We start from the raw sequence: 19,561 nt of genomic DNA, 5'->3' as shown, positions 1-19,561 counted from the left end.
CCATTTTCTCTCCCGTGTTTTCTCCCCTGTCAAGACTGGCGCATTCCCCTCAATTGCGTATCATCTAGCGCTCGCTACACTAATTCATCAATATTCATGCTGCCTTCCATAGAACAACGTCTCGCCGTCGAACTCGCGGCCAAACCCGTACAAGTTGCCGCCGCCATCGCCCTGCTGGATGAAGGCGCGACCGTGCCTTTTATTTCACGTTACCGCAAGGAAGCAACCGGCGGCCTGGATGACATCCAGCTGCGCTTGCTGGAAGAACGCCTGCGCTATTTACGCGAACTGGAAGACCGCCGCGCTGCCGTCATCGCATCCATAGAAGAACAAAACAAGATGACGCCGGCCTTGCTCGACGCCATCACGCATGCAGAAGACAAAACCCGTCTGGAAGATCTGTATCTGCCATACAAGCAAAAACGTCGCACCAAGGCGCAGATCGCAGTCGAAGCCGGTTTGACCGAATTGGCCGATGCACTGCTAGCCGACCCAACCCTGAATCCGGAAGAAGAAGCGGCAAAGTACCTGAAGCCTGCTTTCACGGTTGATGGCATAGACAATCCCGGCGTGGTCGATACCAAGGCTGCACTCGATGGCGCGCGCCAAATCTTGATGGAGCGCTTTGCCGAAGATGCAACGCTGCTGCAAGCCTTGCGTGAATACCTGACCGAACACGGCATCGTCGAATCCAAAGTAGTCGAAGGCAAGCAGGATGCCGGCGAAAAATTCGCCGACTATTTTGATTACTCGGAAACCATTGCCACCATTCCTTCGCATCGCGCCCTCGCCTTGTTCCGCGGTCGCCGTGAAGAAATGTTGAACGTGAATCTGCGCCTCGATACCGAAGAAGAAAAACCAAAGTGGGATGCGCCGCACAATCCATGCGAAGGCCGTATCGCGTCGCGCTTCGGCATCAGCAATCAAGGTCGTGCTGCCGATAAATGGCTGGCCGACACCGTACGCTGGACCTGGCGTGTAAAAACCTTCATGCACCTGGAAACCGAGTTGATGACCAACTTGCGTGAAAAGGCAGAAGTCGAAGCGATCAATGTATTCGCGCTGAATTTGAAAGCACTGTTACTCGCTGCACCAGCCGGCCCGCGCGCAACGATGGGACTGGATCCCGGCTTGCGTACCGGCGTCAAGGTTGCGGTGGTCGATGCGACCGGCAAAGTGGTGGATACCGCGACCGTTTATCCGCATCAGCCGCGCAATGACTGGGAAGGCACTTTGCACACACTGTCGCAACTGGCAGAGAAGCACAAGGTTGCACTGATCTCTATCGGCAACGGCACTGCCTCGCGCGAGACCGACAAGCTGGCGCTGGACTTGATCAAGCTGCGTCCTGAATTGAAGTTGACGAAAATCGTCGTCTCCGAAGCCGGTGCATCGGTGTATTCCGCATCCGAATTTGCTTCGCGCGAATTGCCGGATATGGATGTCTCGATACGTGGCGCAGTATCCATCGCGCGTCGCTTGCAAGATCCATTGGCAGAACTGGTGAAGATCGATCCGAAATCGATCGGCGTTGGCCAGTATCAACATGACGTAGGCCAAACCCAGTTGGCGCGCTCACTCGATGCAGTCGTTGAGGATTGCGTGAATGCGGTCGGCGTGGACGTCAATACGGCGTCCGCACCTTTGCTGGCGCGCGTGTCCGGCTTGAACAATAGCGTGGCGCAAAGCATCGTCAGTTACCGCGACATGAAGGGCATGTTTGCATCGCGTGCGGATTTGCGCGCCGTGCCGCGCCTAGGCGACAAGACCTTCGAGCAAGCTGCAGGATTCTTGCGCGTGATGGTCAGCGACAATCCGCTGGACGCATCGGCGGTGCACCCGGAATCGTATCCGCTGGTTGAAAAAATCCTGGCAGATATCAAGAAGGACGTGAAAAGCGTGATCGGCGATGAACGCCTGTTGAAATCGCTGAATCCGGCCAAATATGCAGATGAGAAGTTTGGCGTGCCGACGATTACCGACATTTTGAAAGAGCTGGAAAAACCAGGCCGCGATCCGCGCCCCGAGTTCACCACGGCGACTTTCAAGGATGGTGTGGAAGAGATCCGGGATTTGCGTCCGGACATGATTCTGGAAGGCGTGGTGACCAACGTTGCAGCCTTTGGTGCTTTCGTCGATATCGGCGTGCATCAGGATGGCTTGGTACACATTTCCGCGCTGTCCAACACCTTTGTCAAAGACCCGCACACGGTGGTCAAAGCAGGTCAGGTTGTTAAGGTGAAAGTGCTGGAAGTGGATGAAAAACGTAAACGTATCGCTTTGACAATGCGTTTGTCCGATTCTGCACCGGTCGCCGGCAGCAAACCTGAGCAACGTGGCGACCGCAACGACAGCAAGCGCCTGTCGCAGCATCAGAATCAACAAGGACGGCAAGCAGAGTCCGGCAGTAGCGCGATGGCCGCCGCTTTTGCCAAACTCAAGGGATAAGGCAGCAGAACCGGCCGGTTTTTCTTATAATGACGCATTAACTTACAGTGAGGCAGCAATGAGCGACGACGTACAATCCTGGATCAAAGAAACCGTAACCGAAAATCCAGTTGTTTTATTCATGAAGGGCACAGCCCAATTCCCACAGTGCGGCTTCTCGGGCAAGGCGATTGCATTGCTGAAAGAAAGTGGCGTAACCGATCTGATTACCGTCAACGTACTGGACGACGCAGAAGTTCGCCAAGGCATCAAGGATTACTCGCAATGGCCTACCGTTCCTCAGTTGTACATCAAGGGCGAATTCATCGGCGGCTCAGACATCATGAATGAAATGTTTGCGTCCGGCGAGCTGCAAGCTTTGCTGAAAGCCTGAAGTGACGGCGTCTGCTGACGCACTCTCCTTAACGCCTGCGCGCCGGAAGCGAATCATTATCGCGATCACCGGTGCGACTGGTGTCATCTACGGTATCCGTCTATTGCAAGTGCTGCGCGATCATGCAGATGTGGAAACGCATCTGCTGATCTCTGAAGCGGGCATGCTGAATCTGCATCAGGAACTCGACATGAAGCGCAAGAATGTCGAAGCGCTGGCGGATGTGGTGCACAACGTGCGCGATGTAGGCGCGTCGATTGCCAGTGGCTCTTTTCAATCAGATGGCATGATCATCGCGCCGTGCTCGATGAAGACGCTGGCGGCAGTCGCACACGGCCTGTCCGATAACCTGATCACGCGCGCAGCCGATGTCGTGTTGAAAGAGCGCCGCCGTCTGGTCTTGATGGTGCGTGAAACCCCATTCAATCTCGCGCATCTGCGCAATATGACCGCCGTGACAGAAATGGGCGGCATCATCTTTCCACCTCTCCCCGGCTTTTATCATCGCCCTGCATCGATAGCAGAAATGGTCGATCACACTGTCGGCCGCGTCCTGGATTTATTCGAGATACAGCATACGTTGACACCGCGCTGGTCGGGCATGAAAGCCGAATAAATTCGGCTTCATCGCCGCAACAAGTTTTCAGCATTTCCCTCGCTTGCAAGCAGCGCATTGTTGCCAATCGGAATTGCCGCCATTACACCCCATCCCTCCTTATCTTTGTATCGCTGTAACCTTTTCGCCTGCACGACGAAATAACAGGTGAAAGCGAATCCGCTGACACTCGCGGAACGTATACCTATACGAGAACTAATTTCTCGCATGCTTTATCAAGGAGACATGATGATCAAGGACGGAACTAGCGTCAGCGCAACGGACAAGCCAGAGGACGAAATCAATTCGCGCCGTACTTTATTAAAAGGCGGCATCGCAGCTTTATTTACGGGCATCTTTTCGCGCGATGTTTTGGCCGCCAGCACCGCGAAAGAATCTGCCGTCACTCCGAGTGTCGTATCTATAGAAATTTTTTCAGCTGCCGGCAAAAGCGAAAAAATTGTAAACATCCCAAAGGTCATCAAGACGGATGAACAATGGAGCAAGCAGTTGTCGGTGCAGGCCTTCAAGGTGGCGCGCAGAGCTGGCACTGAAAGGGCATTCAGCGGCGAGTATGCCAAGAGTCATGGCGACGGCTTGTATCGCTGCATTTGCTGCGCTAACGCCTTGTTCGACTCCAGAACCAAGTTTGAGTCCGGCACTGGCTGGCCCAGCTTTTGGCAGCCTATATCGTCCTTGAATGTGGTCAAAAGTTCTGATCGCAGCTTCGGCATGCAACGCGACGAAATTTCCTGCAGCTTGTGTGATGCGCATTTGGGTCACGTCTTCGACGACGGCCCCAAACCTACTGGCCTGCGTTATTGCATGAACTCCGTTGCGCTGAATTTTGTGCCACGTGGATAAGCAGAACCATCGTCTTTCTTGCGCTGAATGTTAAGGAGCACTCAATGAAATCAAGCAATAGCAAACTCGCGACCAAAATCGCTTTCCTGTCTCTGCTGGCACTGGGCAGTTTTACATCTGCGACACTGCATGCTGCTGAAGCGCCAGTGGTGATCGCATCCCCTGCCCTCGATAACGCCAAGGCTAAAGGCGCATTGCAGACGGCTGTTTTTGCAGGTGGATGCTTTTGGGGTGTTGAAGGCGTATTCGAACATGTGCGCGGCGTGCGCAATGTAGTATCCGGCTATGCTGGCGGTGACAAGGCAAATGCGAACTACAACCTGGTGAGTCGCGGCAGCACTGGCCACGCTGAGGCAGTGCAAATCACCTTTGATCCGGCCGAAGTATCGTACGGCGAGTTACTGCAGATCTTCTTCTCGGTTGCGCACGATCCGACCCAATTGAATCGTCAAGGACCAGACACTGGAACACAGTATCGCTCTGCGGTTTTTTATACGGATGCCACACAGAAAAAGCTGACCGAAGCGTACGTCGCGCAATTGAATCAGGCGCACGTTTTTCGTCGCGACATCGTCACGCAAATCAATGCACTGAAAGAATTTTATCCAGCCGAGGACTACCACCAGAATTTTCTGCAACGTAATCCACGGCATCCCTATATCGTCTACAACGATCTGCCGAAGATCAGTAACCTGAAGCGTATCTTCCCTGCCGTATATGTGGACGAGCCTATTGCCTCGAACAAGCCCACGACGACCAAGTAAAAGTGACAGGCAAGAAAAAACCCTCTGTAACTGACATTACAGAGGGTTTTTATTTGGTGCCGACTGCCGGTTTCGAACTGGCCACCTGATGATTACAAATCAACTGCTCTACCAAATGAGCTAAGTCGGCTAAACTTTTCGCAGCGCGTATTCTACGCTATTTAATGCGAGTAAGTGTAGGTCTTCCACCTTTTTTTGGTGGATCCGGTACATCATCCGTTTCATCGTCGGTATTTTTTTCGTTTGGCTTGGGTGTTGTCGGCACCGAAGCCAATGCAGGCCCCGATGAAGACTGCACCGGCTGCCCCGAAGAATCTTCCAACTGTTCATCCGCGACCTGCACATCGTCCGATTTGGTCGTTGCTTCAAACGCCATGCCCTGCCCGTTTTCACGTGCATAGATGGCAACAACGTTATCGACAGGAACTGAAATATCGCGTGAGACGCCGCCAAAACGCGCGCTGAAACGAATCAAATCGTTGTCCATCTTCAAGCCGCTAGTCGCGCTGAAGCTGATGTTGAGGACGATCTCGCCATTCTTGACGAATTCCATAGGCACGCGCGTACCCGCGTCCACTACCGCAGCCAGATACGGCGTATAGCCGTTGTCAGTGCACCATTCATAAATGGCGCGCAGCAGATAAGGTTTGGTTGAAGTTTCAGACATGATGCCTATCGATGCAAAGCAGGTAAAAAGTGTGCCATGGAATCCACACAATGTCGTTGAATGAAAGGCAAGATGAAAAATCCGCTTTCACTCAACAACATCTAGTACATGGCGCAAATTTTAACGACGCATGACCTTTTCAGATGGGGTCAACGCTTCGATGTATGCAGGACGCGAGAAGATGCGTTCTGCGTACTTCATCAACGGTGCAGCGGTTTTCGACAATTCGATACCGTAGTGATCCAGACGCCACAGCAATGGAGCAATCGCGACATCCAGCATCGAGAATTCATCGCCCAGCATGTATTTGTTTTTCAGGAACAGTGGTGCCAGCGTGGTCAGGCGATCGCGGATTTCATTGCGTGCTTTTTCCTGTGCTTTTTCACCGCTACGACCTTTGTCGTTTTCCAGAACATGCACGTGGATGAACAATTCTTTTTCAAAATTGAACAACATTAGGCGAGCACGTGCGCGCATCAATGGGTCAGCCGGCATCAATTGCGGATGCGGAAAACGTTCATCGATGTATTCATTGATGATATTGGATTCGTACAAGATCAAATCGCGCTCAACCAGAATCGGCACCTGGCCGTACGGGTTCATTGTCGAGATGTCTTCCGGTTTGTTAAACAGATCCACATCGCGTACTTCAAAGTCCATGCCTTTTTCAAACAGGACCAGGCGGCAGCGTTGGGAAAATGGGCAAGTCGTGCCCGAATAGAGAACCATCATTTTTATAGTTCCTTAGAAACAAAGGGGTGAGACGCAGGCGGCTCACCCCGGTACAAATGCCCGCAGATTACGGGCAACAAATTACTTGATATCTTTCCAGTAGGAAGCGTTCAAGCGCCAGGTGATTACGATAAATACACCCAGGAACATCAATACCCAAACGCCCAGGCGTTTGCGGGTATCTTGTGCAGGTTCAGCCATCCAGGTCATGAAAGACACCAGATCAGCGACTGATTTATCGTATTCAAGTGCAGTCAGCTTGCCAGGTGTAACTTGCTCGAAACCGGCAAATTTATGGATCACCTTGCTTGCATCATGCGGATCTTTTTCTTCGACGAACTTGGCTTCGCGTATACCCTGCAGCTCCCATAATACGTGCGGCATCGCCACGTTAGGGTAAGTCAAGTTATTCCAGCCAGTCGCGCGCGTATCGTCCTTGTAGTAGGTACGCAGATAAGTGTAGAGCCAGTCCGGTCCAGGCCCTGCACTGGATGCCTTGGCACGGGCGATCACCGACAAATCCGGTGGCGCTGCGCCAAACCATTCCTTCGCATCTTTCGGCGCCATCGCAATGGTCATCATGTTGCCGACCTTGTCCGACGTGAACAGCAGATTATTCTTGATTTGCTCTTCGGTCAGACCCAGATCTTGCAACTTGTTGTAACGCAAAGCCGATGCAGAATGGCAGTTCAGGCAGTAGTTCACAAAAAGTTTGGCGCCATTCTGCATGGCCGCCAAGTCTTTGGTGTGGTCAGGCGCTTTATCCAGTGGAAACCCACCTTCCGAAGCCAATACCAAGCCCGGCAAAAGTACTAGCGTCGCAATCAGTTTTTTCATCAAGTTCATGATTCTTTTATCCCTTTGCGGCTTAGTGCGGATGGAAAACGACGCGATCCGGCACAGGCTTGAATGTTCCCATCGCACTCCACCAAGGCATCAACAGGAAGAAGCCGAAGTAGATGAAGGTACCGATCTGCGAAACTGCAGTGCCGATAGGGGTAGGAGCTTTCACGCCTAGATAACCGAGAACGAGGAACGTGATGCAAAAAACGATATATACATATTTGTGCCAGTCAGGGCGATAGCGTATCGACTTGACCGGGGATATGTCGAACCATGGCAGACCGAACATGATCATGACCGATACGCCCATCAGTACAACGCCCCAGAATTTCGCATCGGTAACAAACATCGCTACGATGACAAGCAGACCGATTACCGCAGCGGCAGCTTTGAACTTGCTAGCCAGACGCGTTTTCAGGATGATCAGAGCGACATATGCAGCAACACCTGCCGCCAGCCAGAGCATGAAGTCTGATGTAACTGCACGCAGAATCGAATAGAACGGCGTGAAGTACCAGACCGGGGCAATATGCGGCGGCGTTTTCAGTGGATCAGCTGGCACGAAGTTGTTGTACTCGAGGAAGTAACCACCCATTTCCGGCGCGAAGAACACCACTGCGGTGAACACAAACAGGAAAATCGTCACGATGAAAATATCGTGCACAGAGTAATAAGGATGGAAAGGAATGCCGTCCAGCGGAATACCTTTTGCATCCAGTTTTTCCTTGATTTCAACGCCATCCGGATTACTCGAACCGACTTCGTGCAAGGCAACGATGTGCGCAACAACCAGGCCGATCAAGACCAGCGGAATAGCGATCACGTGGAACGCGAAGAAGCGATTCAGGGTTGCATCGGAAACGACGTAATCACCGCGTATCCACAAGGACAGATCAGGGCCGATGAAAGGAATCGCACCGAACAAGTTAACAATAACTTGTGCGCCCCAATACGACATTTGGCCCCAAGGCAGGAGGTAACCAAAGAACGCCTCAGCCATCAGGCACAGGAAAATGCCGACGCCGAACAGCCAGACCAGTTCACGCGGTTTGCGATACGAACCGTACAACAGGCCGCGCAACATATGAATATAAACAACCACGAAAAATGCCGAAGCGCCAGTCGAGTGCATATAACGCACCAGCCAGCCCCAAGGCACATCGCGCATGATGTACTCAACCGAAGCAAACGCAAGATTCGCGTCCGGTTTGTAATGCATGACGAGGAAAATACCGGTCACGATCTGGATCACCAGCACCAACAATGCCAGCGAACCGAATACGTACAGGAAGTTGAAGTTTTTTGGCGCGTAATACTCGGAGAGATGTGCTTTCCATGTTGCTGACAACGGGAAGCGAGCGTCTACCCAGTTCAATGCCTTGTCCGCGATAGGCGCATCGGCAGGAAGTTGTTTTTCGTGGAAAGCCATGATTACGCCTCGCCTTTCTCGTCTTTACCGATGACCAGTTTGGAATCACCCACAAACATGTGACGTGGTACTTCGAGATTGTCAGGCGCGGGCTTGTTTTTGAATACGCGACCAGCCAGATCGAAGGTCGATCCGTGGCAAGGGCACAAGAAGCCACCGTGCCAGTCATCCGGCAGCGAAGGTTGTGCGCCGGTCTGGAAACGCGTCACAGGAGAACAACCCAGATGCGTACAAATACCGACTGCAACCAGAATGTCCGGTTTGATGGAGCGGTATTCATTGCGCGCGTATTCCGGCGTCAATTCATCTTGCTTGCGTTCCGAGTTCGGATCCGCAACTTGCGCATCGGTTTGCTTGAGAGATTCGATCATTTCAGGCGTACGCTTCAAGATCCAGACTGGCTTACCGCGCCATTCAACGGTCTTGAGCTCACCCGGCACCAAGCCCGAGATATCGAACTCGACAGGTGCACCGGCAGCTTTCGCACGTTCCGAAGGCTGAAATGTAGATACTAAAACGCCTGTTGCAGCCAACCCTGCCACACCGCCTGCCGCGCACGTAGCGACGAGCAAGCCACGTCGACCGGAGTCGACCTGCTTTTCGTTACTCATACCAACCCCAATCGTCAAAATGCGAAATCTGTACGAAACTTCTAGCAACCTTAGATTATATCGAAGGCAACGTCCGTTTTGAAGAGAATCGATGTCTCAAAGCCAATTTTGCTGAACTTTTCTAATAATTCTGTTGTTCTATTTTCTTGTTTGCGACGCATTATCCATCGAATTTGCCGGAAATAGCGGAAATTTAATTTGACGTTTAAAGCGCCGAAAATTAGGATACGTTAGCGCATTGCACTTTTATAAACATGATAACCGGAGAATTGCCATGGGCATGATGCAGGAATTTAAAGCTTTTGCAATAAAAGGCAACGTTGTTGATTTGGCAGTTGCGGTCATCATTGGTGGCGCATTCGGCAAAATTGTCGATTCGGCGGTGAAAGACATCATCATGCCTATCGTCGGCAAAATTTTCGGCGGACTGGATTTCGCAAATTATTATTTGCCACTGAACAATCAGGATCCGACCCTGCCTTTGGTGGAAGCGCAAAAGCTTGGCGCTGTTTTCGCATACGGCAACTTCATTACGATTGCGATCAATTTCCTGATTTTGGCATTCATCATTTTCCAGATGGTGCGCATTTTGAGCAAATTGAAAAAAGATGAGCCAGTAGAAGAAGCGGCAACAGCGGAAGATATCTTGCTATTGCGCGAAATTCGCGACTCACTGAAGAAGTAAATAAAAAGCCGCCAGATTTGGCGGCTTTTTATTTATGCGAGCGGCAGTATCAACGCTTGGATTTAAGCTGATCCATCTGCAACAAACCGCGACGATTGGCCTCATACACCGCCTCGCCGCGCGAATGCACAGACAATTTTTCATAAATATTTTTAATATGCGTTTGCACAGTACCGACTGACAAGGCCAACTGTCTGGCGACATCACCGTAGCTATCGCCACATGCAATCAGATCAAGAATTGTCGCTTCGCGCTTGGTCAGGGATATCTGAGAGCCCGCCGCTTCCGAATCAACTTGTTCCAGCAAAGCGTCATTCACTTTCTTGTCGGCGCGCATGCGTGACAAGAGCTTGCGTGCAATCGTTGGACTGACAGGCGAGCCGCCGGTATGCAAGTCCAGCAACGAACGTCCGATATCAAGTTGCCCCGCATCTTTTAATACATAGCCAGACGCACCTGCCTCTATGCTATCGACCACGCTATCCTGATCGCTGGATGTGGTGATGACCATGATGTTGCACGCTGGATAGCGCTGCGCGCAAAAGCGGATGATGTCGATTCCGGACCCGTCTGGCAAACCCAGATCGACCAGCAAGACATCTACCGGGTGATGGAGCAGCCAGTTTAATGCCGACTTCACGCTATCCAGCGCATCCAGCAGTTTGAAAGCAGGTTCTTTTTCTATCCCCAGGCACAATGCGCGTCGCGTTACCGCGTCGTCTTCAACCACTAAAACAGTGATGGGCTTAGCCGGCGTATCCGTTATCGGTTGCGACATGATTGATCGGTATCCCTGTCTCTGACGCACATACGATGCGTGCTCTGTCTATTTTTGAATTGCTAGTTATACCATAGCAATTTACACATTTGTCATGCACAAACCGCAATGAGACGAATCAGTAACCGCATCAATAAATTACACAGGATTATCGATGTCGATAAAGTGATGGACGATACCGAACTGTGCCGCCAGATATTCGCCCAAGGCCTGCACGCCATAACGCTCGGTGGCATGGTGGCCACATGCAAGATAGGCAACACCACTCTCACGTGCCAAATGCACGGTTGGCTCGGAAATTTCGCCACTTAAATATACATTGGCGCCGGCAGCGATCGCATCACCCAGCAAGCTTTGCGCAGCGCCCGTGCACCAAGCTATCTTGCCAAGTTTTTGTGCGGGATCGCCAATGACCAAAGGCCTCCTGCCCAATTGGCGCTCGACTTGCAGCGCCAACTCCCCTACTGATGTAATCGATGGATCGTTCACTGTACCCAGCCAACCCAATTCATCTTCACCAAAACGCGATTCAGCTTGCAAACCTAGGCGACGTGCGAGCTGTGCATTGTTGCCAAACTCTGCATGCATATCCAGCGGCAAATGGTAGGCGAACAAATTCACATCGTGTGCCAACAATAATTTTAAACGCCTGTGCTTTTGCCCGATCACGCGCGCATCTTCACCGCGCCAGAAATAACCGTGATGCACAAGAATGGCATCGGCACCGTTTTCAATTGCTGCCTCGAGCAAAGCCTGGCTGGCAGTGACGCCGCTGACCAGTTTTTTAATTTCTTTGCGACCTTCAACCTGCAAGCCGTTTGGGCAAAAATCTCGAAAACGAGTAATATCAAGCGTTCCCGCCAAATATTTGGCAAGATCATCTCTATCCATCATTTTCTGACTCATTTTCCCTACCTTTATGCGACGTCTCTGGCTGTTGTTTGCGCAAACCGTAACTGTCGGTTTGGCAATTTTGTTTATTGTAACGACCTTGAAGCCTGAGTGGGCGGGCGGCGTATTCAGCGGCGGACAAAAAATCCGTAGCGCGACGTCGATCCCCATGCTGGAAGCGCCGCCGAATGCTGCACCGACTCAAGGTTCATTCCGCGACGCGGCCAAACTGGCGATGCCATCGGTCGTTAATATCTTCACCAGCAAAACCGCAGCGCCATCGCAAAATCCATTCATGGACGATCCGTTTTTCCGGAAATTTTTCGGCGATCGCTTCGATGATCAACAGGAAAAGCAAGTCAGCCTCGGCTCGGGTGTCATCGTCAGCGCACAAGGTTACATTCTCACCAACAATCATGTGGTCGAAGCAGCAGATGAAATCGAAGTCGCGCTGGCAGATGGCCGCAAGGCCATTGCCAAAGTTGTCGGCTCTGATCCGGAAACCGATCTCGCCGTCGTCAAGATCAATCTCGACAATCTGCCTGCGATCACACTCGGTCACGTCGAAGATGCGCGTGTCGGCGATGCGGTGCTTGCCATCGGCAATCCTTTCGGCGTTGGCCAAACGGTCACGATGGGCATCATTTCTGCGCTGGGCCGCAATCACCTGGGCATACTGGACGCGTTCGAAAACTTCATTCAAACCGATGCCGCCATCAACCCCGGCAATTCCGGCGGCGCCTTGATCGATGCCAACGGCAACCTGCTCGGCATCAATACCGCGATCTACTCACGTAGCGGTGGCTCGCTTGGCATAGGTTTCGCGATCCCGGTCACCACTGTCAAATCGGTGATGGATTCAATCATCAAGAACGGCCAGGTGGTACGCGGCTACATCGGTGTTGAACCGCAAGACATCACGCCTGAACTGGCAGAAAGTTTTGGTTTGAAGAAAACCAACGGCGCCATTATTGCCGGCGTACTGAAAGGCGGGCCAGCAGACAAGGCCGGCATGCAGCCTGGCGATATTCTGGTATCGGTTGAAGGCAAAGCGGTGACGGACATGGCCGACATGTTGAACCAGATCGCTCAACTTTCGCCTGGCAATAAAGCCAAGATTGTCGTATTGCGCAGGAATCAGGAAAACACGCTGAACGTCACGATAGGCGTGCGTCCCAAAGCGCCGCCACGTGCTGCCGAATAAAGACGCAACGGGATAAACGCACGCCATGCATATTCGCGACCTCACACAATTCCTTGCCGAGCTATCGGAAAACAATAATCGCGCATGGTTTGTGATGAACAAGCCGCGCTACGATATTTTGCGCGCTGAATTTCTCGAGTTGGTAACTGCCTTGATCGCAGATATCAGCAAATTCGATCCCGCAGTTGCCGGTTGCAATCCCAAAAAGGCGCTATTCCGCATCAACCGCGACATGCGTTTTTCGAAAGAGAAGATTCCGTACAAGACGCATTTCTCTGCCGCGATCAATGCCAGCGGCTTGAAGAAGCCCAGTCAGGGTGGCGGTGCGACTTATTACTTCCACATTGATCAGACCGGCACCTTGCTGATTGCAGGCGGCGAATGGATGCCGCCGGCTGAGCGCTTGCGCGCCATTCGCGAACACGTAATCGCCAATGCAGCAGGATTTTCCAAGCTATTGAAAAACAAGAAGCTGAAAGAGACTTACGGCGATTTGCAGCAAGAAGGGAAATTGACACGTCCGCCCAAAGGTTTTGACGCCGATGTGCCGCATCTTGAATACATCAAGTTGAAGAGCTTCATCGTATGGAAAGAAATCGACGTCAAGAAAGTGAGCGACCTGGAGAAAACACTGGCATCAGACTTCAAGGATACCTACCCACTGATTAGCTGGTTGCGCCAGGCTTAGCGCTTATATCGATTCGGATTCTTTAGGCGCCTGCGTAATTTTCACGAACAAAGGCGCCAGCAGCAAACCTATTTCATAAAGCACGCACAGTGGCACAGCCAGCAATAACTGGCTCATCACATCCGGCGGCGTCACAATAGCTGCAATCACAAACGCACCGACAATCACGTAAGGACGAATCTGCTTGAGCTTCTCAACAGAGACCAGTCCCATGCGCACCAGCACGATCACAATCACCGGCACTTCAAACGTCAAGCCAAAGGCAATGAACATCGTCATCACAAAACCAAAGTAGCTATCGATATCCGGCGCGACCGAAATCGACTTAGGCGCAAAGTTATTGATGAAGTGGAAAATGACGCCGAACACAAAGTAATAACAGAAGGCGACGCCGATCATGAACAAGGCCGACGATGACACCACCAGCGGTGCGATCAATTTCTTTTCATGTGCATACAAGCCGGGCGCAATGAATGCCCACAACTGATACAGCACCCAAGGCAGGGAAATAATGAAGGCCACCAGCATCGTGACCTTGACCGGAATCAGGAAAGGCGTGATCACACCAGTCGCGATCATCTTGCTACCTTCCGGCAATGCCAGCATCATCGGCCGCGCCAGGAAGTCGTAAATTTCGCCAGCCCAAGGCATCAAGCAAAGAAAGATTGCGATCACAACGACAGTCGCTTTCATCAAGCGGCTGCGTAACTCGACTAAATGCGAAATGAATGAATCTTCGTTACCTATCATGTCTTTTTCTTCATTCAGTGTGTTGCAGCCGTTGCAAGCGCCGGAGAGAACAATTAATAATCAGGTCAGAATAAAAAAACAGTCGCAATGCAAACATGCTTCTTGCGACCGCTTTATCAATGGAAAAAAGGCGTCGACTTGCGTGCGCTCGCCGGGCGGAATTTTGCCATGCGCGCCGCGCCGGAAATGACGCGCGATTTTTGCCCGGTTTGACGCTTGTACCAGGATGGCACCGCTGAAGTCGTCGCCAGTTTTTTCTTGCGAAAATTCTTCGACTTATCTGACGACTGATCGTAGGTTGGCGGTTCCATCAAGGGATTGATATCTGTGTCGGAACCATCCCAGGCAGAATGCAATCCGCTGTCGGCCGCTGATATGCTCTGAGTGACGCTGCGCTCGACATCGCTGGCAGCATCCTGCACATCCTTGTGCATTTTGCGCAGCTCGTCCAGCTCCATCTCGCGACTTACTTCGGATTTGACATCGTTGATATAGCGTTGCGCACGACCAAACAAAGTGCCGGCCATGCGCGCTACTTTAGGCAGTTTTTCCGGCCCGATGAACACCAGTGCCGCAACACCAATGATCGCAAGTTTGGAGAAGGCAATATCGATCATAGGATGGACGATAGGCTGAATAATTTGCACGCAACATTATGACGATGGCCATGATGCAACGCGCAAGATATTAGCTGTTCGACTTCTCTTTCACTTCGACGTCAACAGTGCCTTTGTCTGCAACTTGCGACGGCGCAGCATTCTGGGCAGCAGGCTTGTCGTCTTCACCCTTCATGCCATCCTTGAAGCCCTTGACTGCCTTGCCGACGTCGGTACCCATGCTACCGATTTTTTTGGTGCCGAAAACCAGTGCCACAATAACCAGTACGATCAACCAGTGCCAGATACTAAATGAACCCATTATTTTCTCCTCAAAGGACGTCTCTGTCCGGAATTCAAAATTATTCGTTACGCCAGTGAACGACGCCAAGGACGCGGCCCACCAATCACATGCATATGCAGATGGTACACCTCTTGTCCGCCATCCGGCCCGGTATTGAACAGTGTTTTAAAACCACCTTGCGGTGCACCGTTTGTATCCACGCTATACCCGCAACCCAGCTCTTTTGCCAACTTGGGAGCAAGCAGGGATATTTTACCCAGCAAAGCGGTATCGCTTGCGTTGCAATCGGCCAATGTCGCCAGATGTTTTTTGGGAACGATCAAGAAGTGAATAGGCGCGGCCGGATTGATATCGTTGAATGCGAGCAAATCGTCGTCTTCATAAATAATCTGCGCAGGAATTTGTTTGGCAGCAATTTTACAAAAAATACAATTATCCAAATGAATCTCCGTGGGGCTGTGATCAAATCAGGCACATGCAAATACGAGGTTTGTCAGTCGGCTTTGCGGCTGGCCTTTTCCTCGATACCGGAAATACCTTCGCGGCGTGCCAGTTCGTTGAGTACGTCTTGTGGCTTGAGATCGAACTGCGCGAGCAACACTGCAGTATGAAACCACAAATCGGCGCATTCATACAGCACTTGGGATTTATTGCCATCAACACGCGCGTCCTTGGCGGCCATGACAAGCTCTGTCGCTTCTTCACCGATTTTTTTCAAAATCGCGTCGTCGCCTTTGACGAAGAGCTTGGCCACATACGATTTTTCCGGGTCGCCACCATTCACAGGTTTGCGCGACTCGATTACGGCGGCCAATCGTTTCAGTGTTTCACTCATGACGAGTTTGCCTTATTGGTAAAACTGTATTTGTAGAATCTTATTTGTAAAAAGTTTGCGGGTCTTTCAGCACAGGCTCAACCGTTTGCCAGTCGCCTTCTTTTACATCACCTTCAAATTTCTGGAAGAAGCAGGAGTGACGCCCGGTGTGGCAAGCAATCGCACCGACCTGCTCTACTTTCAGCAAGACCACGTCTTCATCGCAGTCAAGGCGCACTTCATGCACTTTTTGCGTGTGACCGGATTCTTCACCCTTGTGCCACAGCTTCTTGCGTGAACGGCTCCAGTAGATTGCTTCGCCGGAGGTGATGGTTTTTTCCAGCGCTTCGCGATTCATCCACGCAAACATCAGCACATCGTTAGTCCCGACTTCCTGCGCGATGACAGGCACCAAGCCGTGTTCATCCCACTTCACTTTATTCAACCATTTTGCGCTGACGCTCATACCAACCTCATAGCAATACCTTGTTCGGACATGAAGCGCTTGGCTTCCTGCACTGTGTGCTGACCGTAATGAAAAATACTCGCTGCCAACACCGCATCTGCACGTCCGATTTTCACGCCATCGGCCAGATCCTGCAAGCCACCGACGCCGCCAGAAGCGATGACGGGAATGCTGATAGCATCCGATACCGAACGCGTCAGGTCGAGATCAAAACCGATCTTGGTGCCGTCTCTATCCATGCTGGTCAACAGGATTTCACCCGCGCCCAGACTTTCCATTTTCTTGGCCCATTCGATCGCATCCAGGCCGGTAGCCTTGCGACCGCCATGTGTGAAAACTTCCCAGCGACCATCCGCTGCTTTCTTTGCATCGATCGCGACGACTATGCATTGCGAACCATATTTTTGCGATGCGTCGAACACCAGTTGCGGATTGCTGATCGCCGAACTGTTGATACCAACCTTGTCGGCACCCGCATTCAGCAAACGCCGCACATCGTCCACTGCGCGTACACCACCGCCTACTGTCAATGGAATGAATACCTGCGAAGCCACTGCTTCGATGATGTCGAGGATCAGATCGCGACCATCCGAGGTCGCAGTGATGTCGAGAAAGGTAATCTCGTCCGCACCCTGATCATCGTAGCGCTTGGCGATTTCTACCGGATCACCGGCGTCGCGCAATTCCAGAAAATTGACGCCCTTGACGACGCGACCTGCAGTGACGTCGAGACAAGGGATGATGCGTTTTGCCAATGTCATTCGTCTGCTTCCGGTTCGAAACCGCTCAATTCATCAGCTCTGTCTTGCGCCGAACGCAGATCCAGCGTGCCTTCGTAAATCGAACGACCGCAGATCACGCCTTCAATGCCTTCGTCCTGCACCGCACACAAGGATTCCACATCCTTGATGTTGTGCACGCCGCCGGATGCGATCACCGGGATCGTCATGCTCTGCGCCAGTTTGACGGTCGCTTCGATGTTCACGCCACCCATCATGCCGTCACGGCCGATGTCGGTATAGATGATCGATTCGCAACCGTAGTCCTCAAATTTTTTCGCCAGGTCGATTACTTCATGACCGGACAATTTGCTCCAGCCGTCAGTTGCGACCTTACCGTCTTTGGCATCAAGGCCGACAATAATCTGTCCCGGGAAGGCGCTGCAAGCATCGTGCAAAAAGCCAGGATTCTTGACTGCAGCAGTGCCAATGATGATGTAACTCAAACCATCGTCGAGATAACGCTCGATGGTATCCAGATCACGTATCCCGCCACCAAGCTGAACCGGGATTTCTTCGATGCCGTGTTTCTCTGCATATTCACGAACCGCTTGCAGGATGGCTTTGACTGCCGGTTCATTCTTAGGCTTGCCGGCGAAAGCGCCGTTCAAATCGACCAGATGCAGGCGACGCGCACCTTGTTCCAACCAGTGACGCGCCATATCGGCTGGGTCTTCGGAGAATACGGTGGCTTGTTCCATATCACCTTGTTTCAGGCGAACGCAGTGACCGTCTTTGAGATCGATGGCAGGTATGAGCAGCATGGATGCGTTGAATAGTTAGGTTAAAGAAATGGATGTTGCAGATTAACGCTTACGGCTTCCAGTGAACAAAGTTTTTATACAGTTGCAAACCGGCGCTTGCGCTTTTTTCCGGGTGGAATTGCGTTGCAAAAATATTGTCGCGAGCGATCGCGCTGCAAAATGGTGCGCCATACGGCGTTTCACCTGCGATATGCGCGCGCTCCGCAGGAACTGCGTAGTAACTATGCACGAAATAAAAGTAGCTGTCGTCAGCAATCCCGTTCCACAGCGGGTGGGACAAGGATTGATGCACACGGTTCCAACCCATTTGCGGGACTTTGAAGCGCGAACCATCTTCCTGCACTTGACCGTCGAAACGGAACTTGATGACCTTACCCGGGAACAATCCCAAACCTGGTGTATCGCCTTCTTCGCTCCAGTCGAACATCAGTTGTTCGCCTACGCACACGCCGAATAATGGTTTGTTGGCGGCCGCTTCCAGCACCGCTTCTTTCAAACCGGATTCCTGCAGTGAACGCATACAATCCGGGATCGCACCTTGCCCTGGCAACACAATCCGGTCAGCGGAACGAATGTCGCCAACCTCGCCGGAAATACGCACATCTGCTTCCGGCGCGACTTGGCGCAAGGCCTGCGCAACCGAGCGCAAATTGCCCATTCCGTAATCCACTACAACTATTTTGTTCATGCTGATGGTTCAGATTTCAGTGAATTGAAACGTTTCGCTACAGACAGCTTACAGGCTGCCTTTGGTCGATGGAATCGTGCCAACGGAACGCGGATCCAGCTCGGCAGCCATGCGCAATGCGCGGCCGAATGCCTTGAATACGGTTTCGCACTGATGATGGGCGTTCTCGCCACGCAAGTTGTCGATATGCAGCGATACCAGCGCGTGATTGACGAAGCCCTGGAAAAATTCATGCGTCAGATCGACGTCAAAAGTACCGATCATCGAACGCGTAAATGGCACGTGGAATTCCAGTCCTGGACGGCCTGAAAAATCGATGACCACGCGCGACAGCGCTTCATCCAGCGGCACGTAGGAATGACCGTAACGACGGATGCCTTTTTTGTCGCCGATCGCCTTCGCGAAAGCCTGGCCGAGCGTGATGCCGACGTCTTCCACCGTGTGATGCGCATCGATATGCAGATCGCCTTTGGCTTCGATATCCAGATCGATCAAGCCATGACGCGCGATCTGATCCAGCATGTGATCGAGGAAAGGCACGCCGGTATTCAGTTTTTGCTTACCTGTACCGTCGATATTGATCGCAACGCGAATTTGCGTTTCGTTGGTATTACGGGTGATTTCTGCGATGCGTGGCGTAGACATATTCGAGTGACCGTTACGATGAGAATGCGGTTTAAAACCGTCGAGATAGTAGGTGTTTCCTGATATTGCTAGGGCGAGCCGAAAGCGTTTTCTGACAATACCTGCATTTTACCCACATTTTCAGCAAGCACTTTGCGTTCCGGCCAATGATTCTGCCTATCTCTGCATTTTTTACATTTGAGA

Annotated in this window: 25 protein-coding genes and 1 tRNA gene; 8 read left to right on the top strand and 18 right to left on the bottom strand. The window is 51.8% G+C overall.

Translation table 11 applies throughout. The annotated features are described in order from the left end of the window. Nucleotides 1–96: 96 nt before the first annotated feature. The 5 genes from Hfont_RS02780 (at nt 97) to msrA (ending at nt 5,044) form a co-directional block, all read left to right on the top strand. Nucleotides 97–2,448, top strand: a complete 2,352-nt coding sequence (locus Hfont_RS02780; protein WP_112990698.1) for a Tex family protein — start codon at nt 97–99, stop codon at nt 2,446–2,448. Between the two features lie 58 nt (nt 2,449–2,506). Continuing rightward, entirely contained in the window at nt 2,507–2,821 is a 315-nt protein-coding gene (gene grxD / locus Hfont_RS02775) for a Grx4 family monothiol glutaredoxin (protein ID WP_112990697.1), read from the top strand. A gap of 1 nt (nt 2,822) precedes the next feature. Further along, the gene (locus Hfont_RS02770; RefSeq protein WP_112990696.1) at nt 2,823–3,437 is read left to right on the top strand and encodes a UbiX family flavin prenyltransferase; all 615 of its coding nucleotides are present in this window, start codon (nt 2,823–2,825) and stop codon (nt 3,435–3,437) included. Nucleotides 3,438–3,662: 225 nt separating this feature from the next. Next, a complete protein-coding gene (gene msrB / locus Hfont_RS02760) occupies nt 3,663–4,280 on the top strand; it encodes a peptide-methionine (R)-S-oxide reductase MsrB (protein WP_338322765.1) in 618 nt (205 codons plus the stop codon). 44 nt (nt 4,281–4,324) lie between these two features. Continuing rightward, a complete protein-coding gene (msrA, locus tag Hfont_RS02755; protein ID WP_112990694.1) occupies nt 4,325–5,044 on the top strand; it encodes a peptide-methionine (S)-S-oxide reductase MsrA in 720 nt (239 codons plus the stop codon). A 54-nt stretch (nt 5,045–5,098) separates the two neighbouring features. Here the strand turns inward: msrA and Hfont_RS02750 are convergent. The 6 genes from Hfont_RS02750 to petA all read right to left on the bottom strand — a co-directional run bounded on the left by Hfont_RS02750 (nt 5,099) and on the right by petA (nt 9,326). Next, nucleotides 5,099–5,174: transfer RNA gene (locus Hfont_RS02750), tRNA-Thr, on the bottom strand. Between the two features lie 27 nt (nt 5,175–5,201). Then, nucleotides 5,202–5,711, bottom strand: a complete 510-nt coding sequence (locus Hfont_RS02745; protein WP_112990693.1) for a ClpXP protease specificity-enhancing factor — start codon at nt 5,709–5,711, stop codon at nt 5,202–5,204. A 120-nt stretch (nt 5,712–5,831) separates the two neighbouring features. Beyond that, a complete protein-coding gene (locus Hfont_RS02740; protein ID WP_011872413.1) occupies nt 5,832–6,443 on the bottom strand; it encodes a glutathione S-transferase N-terminal domain-containing protein in 612 nt (203 codons plus the stop codon). Between the two features lie 81 nt (nt 6,444–6,524). Next, nucleotides 6,525–7,289: a cytochrome c1 gene (locus tag Hfont_RS02735; RefSeq protein ID WP_112990692.1), complete on the bottom strand. Its 765-nt coding sequence runs from the start codon at nt 7,287–7,289 to the stop codon at nt 6,525–6,527. A gap of 22 nt (nt 7,290–7,311) precedes the next feature. Then, nucleotides 7,312–8,718 (bottom strand): cytochrome b, encoded by a 1,407-nt coding sequence (locus Hfont_RS02730; protein ID WP_181666430.1) that lies wholly within the window; start codon nt 8,716–8,718, stop codon nt 7,312–7,314. Then, on the bottom strand, nt 8,718–9,326 hold the full coding sequence (gene petA, locus Hfont_RS02725) for a ubiquinol-cytochrome c reductase iron-sulfur subunit (protein ID WP_112990690.1): 609 nt from the start codon (nt 9,324–9,326) through the stop codon (nt 8,718–8,720). The genes Hfont_RS02730 and petA overlap by 1 nt, the downstream gene beginning before the upstream one ends. Nucleotides 9,327–9,600: 274 nt before the next feature. Here petA and mscL point away from each other — a divergent pair, with 274 nt between their 5' ends. After that, nucleotides 9,601–10,011, top strand: a complete 411-nt coding sequence (mscL, locus tag Hfont_RS02720; RefSeq protein WP_112990689.1) for a large conductance mechanosensitive channel protein MscL — start codon at nt 9,601–9,603, stop codon at nt 10,009–10,011. 49 nt (nt 10,012–10,060) lie between these two features. Here mscL and Hfont_RS02715 read toward each other — a convergent pair whose 3' ends face one another. Together Hfont_RS02715 and Hfont_RS02710 are read right to left on the bottom strand one after the other, a co-directional pair. Next, the gene (locus Hfont_RS02715) at nt 10,061–10,789 is read right to left on the bottom strand and encodes a response regulator (protein WP_112990688.1); all 729 of its coding nucleotides are present in this window, start codon (nt 10,787–10,789) and stop codon (nt 10,061–10,063) included. Nucleotides 10,790–10,927: 138 nt separating this feature from the next. Then, entirely contained in the window at nt 10,928–11,695 is a 768-nt protein-coding gene (locus Hfont_RS02710) for a Nif3-like dinuclear metal center hexameric protein (RefSeq protein WP_112990687.1), read from the bottom strand. Between the two features lie 13 nt (nt 11,696–11,708). Between Hfont_RS02710 and Hfont_RS02705 the strand changes: the two genes are divergently transcribed. Together Hfont_RS02705 and Hfont_RS02700 are read left to right on the top strand one after the other, a co-directional pair. Continuing rightward, nucleotides 11,709–12,884 (top strand): Do family serine endopeptidase, encoded by a 1,176-nt coding sequence (locus tag Hfont_RS02705; RefSeq protein ID WP_112990686.1) that lies wholly within the window; start codon nt 11,709–11,711, stop codon nt 12,882–12,884. A gap of 25 nt (nt 12,885–12,909) precedes the next feature. Then, the gene (locus Hfont_RS02700) at nt 12,910–13,572 is read left to right on the top strand and encodes a DUF2461 domain-containing protein (protein WP_112990685.1); all 663 of its coding nucleotides are present in this window, start codon (nt 12,910–12,912) and stop codon (nt 13,570–13,572) included. Nucleotides 13,573–13,575: 3 nt separating this feature from the next. Here the strand turns inward: Hfont_RS02700 and tatC are convergent, their stop codons facing one another. The 10 genes from tatC to hisB form a co-directional block, all read right to left on the bottom strand. After that, the gene (gene tatC / locus Hfont_RS02695) at nt 13,576–14,322 is read right to left on the bottom strand and encodes a twin-arginine translocase subunit TatC (protein WP_112990684.1); all 747 of its coding nucleotides are present in this window, start codon (nt 14,320–14,322) and stop codon (nt 13,576–13,578) included. 116 nt (nt 14,323–14,438) lie between these two features. Next, the gene (tatB, locus tag Hfont_RS02690; protein ID WP_112990683.1) at nt 14,439–14,939 is read right to left on the bottom strand and encodes a Sec-independent protein translocase protein TatB; all 501 of its coding nucleotides are present in this window, start codon (nt 14,937–14,939) and stop codon (nt 14,439–14,441) included. A 70-nt stretch (nt 14,940–15,009) separates the two neighbouring features. Then, nucleotides 15,010–15,240: a Sec-independent protein translocase subunit TatA gene (gene tatA, locus Hfont_RS02685; RefSeq protein WP_011872424.1), complete on the bottom strand. Its 231-nt coding sequence runs from the start codon at nt 15,238–15,240 to the stop codon at nt 15,010–15,012. 47 nt (nt 15,241–15,287) lie between these two features. After that, nucleotides 15,288–15,662 carry a histidine triad nucleotide-binding protein gene (locus Hfont_RS02680; RefSeq protein WP_112990682.1) on the bottom strand — a complete coding sequence of 125 codons (375 nt, stop codon included), beginning with the start codon at nt 15,660–15,662 and terminating at the stop codon, nt 15,288–15,290. Between the two features lie 53 nt (nt 15,663–15,715). Continuing rightward, entirely contained in the window at nt 15,716–16,057 is a 342-nt protein-coding gene (locus tag Hfont_RS02675; protein ID WP_112990681.1) for a phosphoribosyl-ATP diphosphatase, read from the bottom strand. Nucleotides 16,058–16,097: 40 nt separating this feature from the next. Continuing rightward, nucleotides 16,098–16,502, bottom strand: a complete 405-nt coding sequence (hisI, locus tag Hfont_RS02670; protein WP_112990680.1) for a phosphoribosyl-AMP cyclohydrolase — start codon at nt 16,500–16,502, stop codon at nt 16,098–16,100. Then, nucleotides 16,499–17,263 (bottom strand): imidazole glycerol phosphate synthase subunit HisF, encoded by a 765-nt coding sequence (hisF, locus tag Hfont_RS02665; protein ID WP_112990679.1) that lies wholly within the window; start codon nt 17,261–17,263, stop codon nt 16,499–16,501. The genes hisI and hisF overlap by 4 nt, the downstream gene beginning before the upstream one ends. Beyond that, entirely contained in the window at nt 17,260–18,045 is a 786-nt protein-coding gene (hisA, locus tag Hfont_RS02660) for a 1-(5-phosphoribosyl)-5-[(5-phosphoribosylamino)methylideneamino]imidazole-4-carboxamide isomerase (RefSeq protein WP_112990678.1), read from the bottom strand. Before hisA ends, hisF begins: the two co-directional genes overlap by 4 nt. A gap of 49 nt (nt 18,046–18,094) precedes the next feature. Next, entirely contained in the window at nt 18,095–18,733 is a 639-nt protein-coding gene (hisH, locus tag Hfont_RS02655; RefSeq protein ID WP_112990677.1) for an imidazole glycerol phosphate synthase subunit HisH, read from the bottom strand. A gap of 48 nt (nt 18,734–18,781) precedes the next feature. Continuing rightward, a complete protein-coding gene (gene hisB / locus Hfont_RS02650; RefSeq protein WP_112990676.1) occupies nt 18,782–19,378 on the bottom strand; it encodes an imidazoleglycerol-phosphate dehydratase HisB in 597 nt (198 codons plus the stop codon). Between the last annotated feature and the right edge of the window lie 183 nt (nt 19,379–19,561).

The sequence above is a fragment of the Herminiimonas fonticola genome, from assembly GCF_003293745.1.
Taxonomy (GTDB): Bacteria; Pseudomonadota; Gammaproteobacteria; order Burkholderiales; family Burkholderiaceae_D; genus Oxalicibacterium; species Oxalicibacterium fonticola.
Note: the sequence above shows the minus strand (reverse complement) of the source record. Positions and strands in the feature narration are given on the sequence as shown.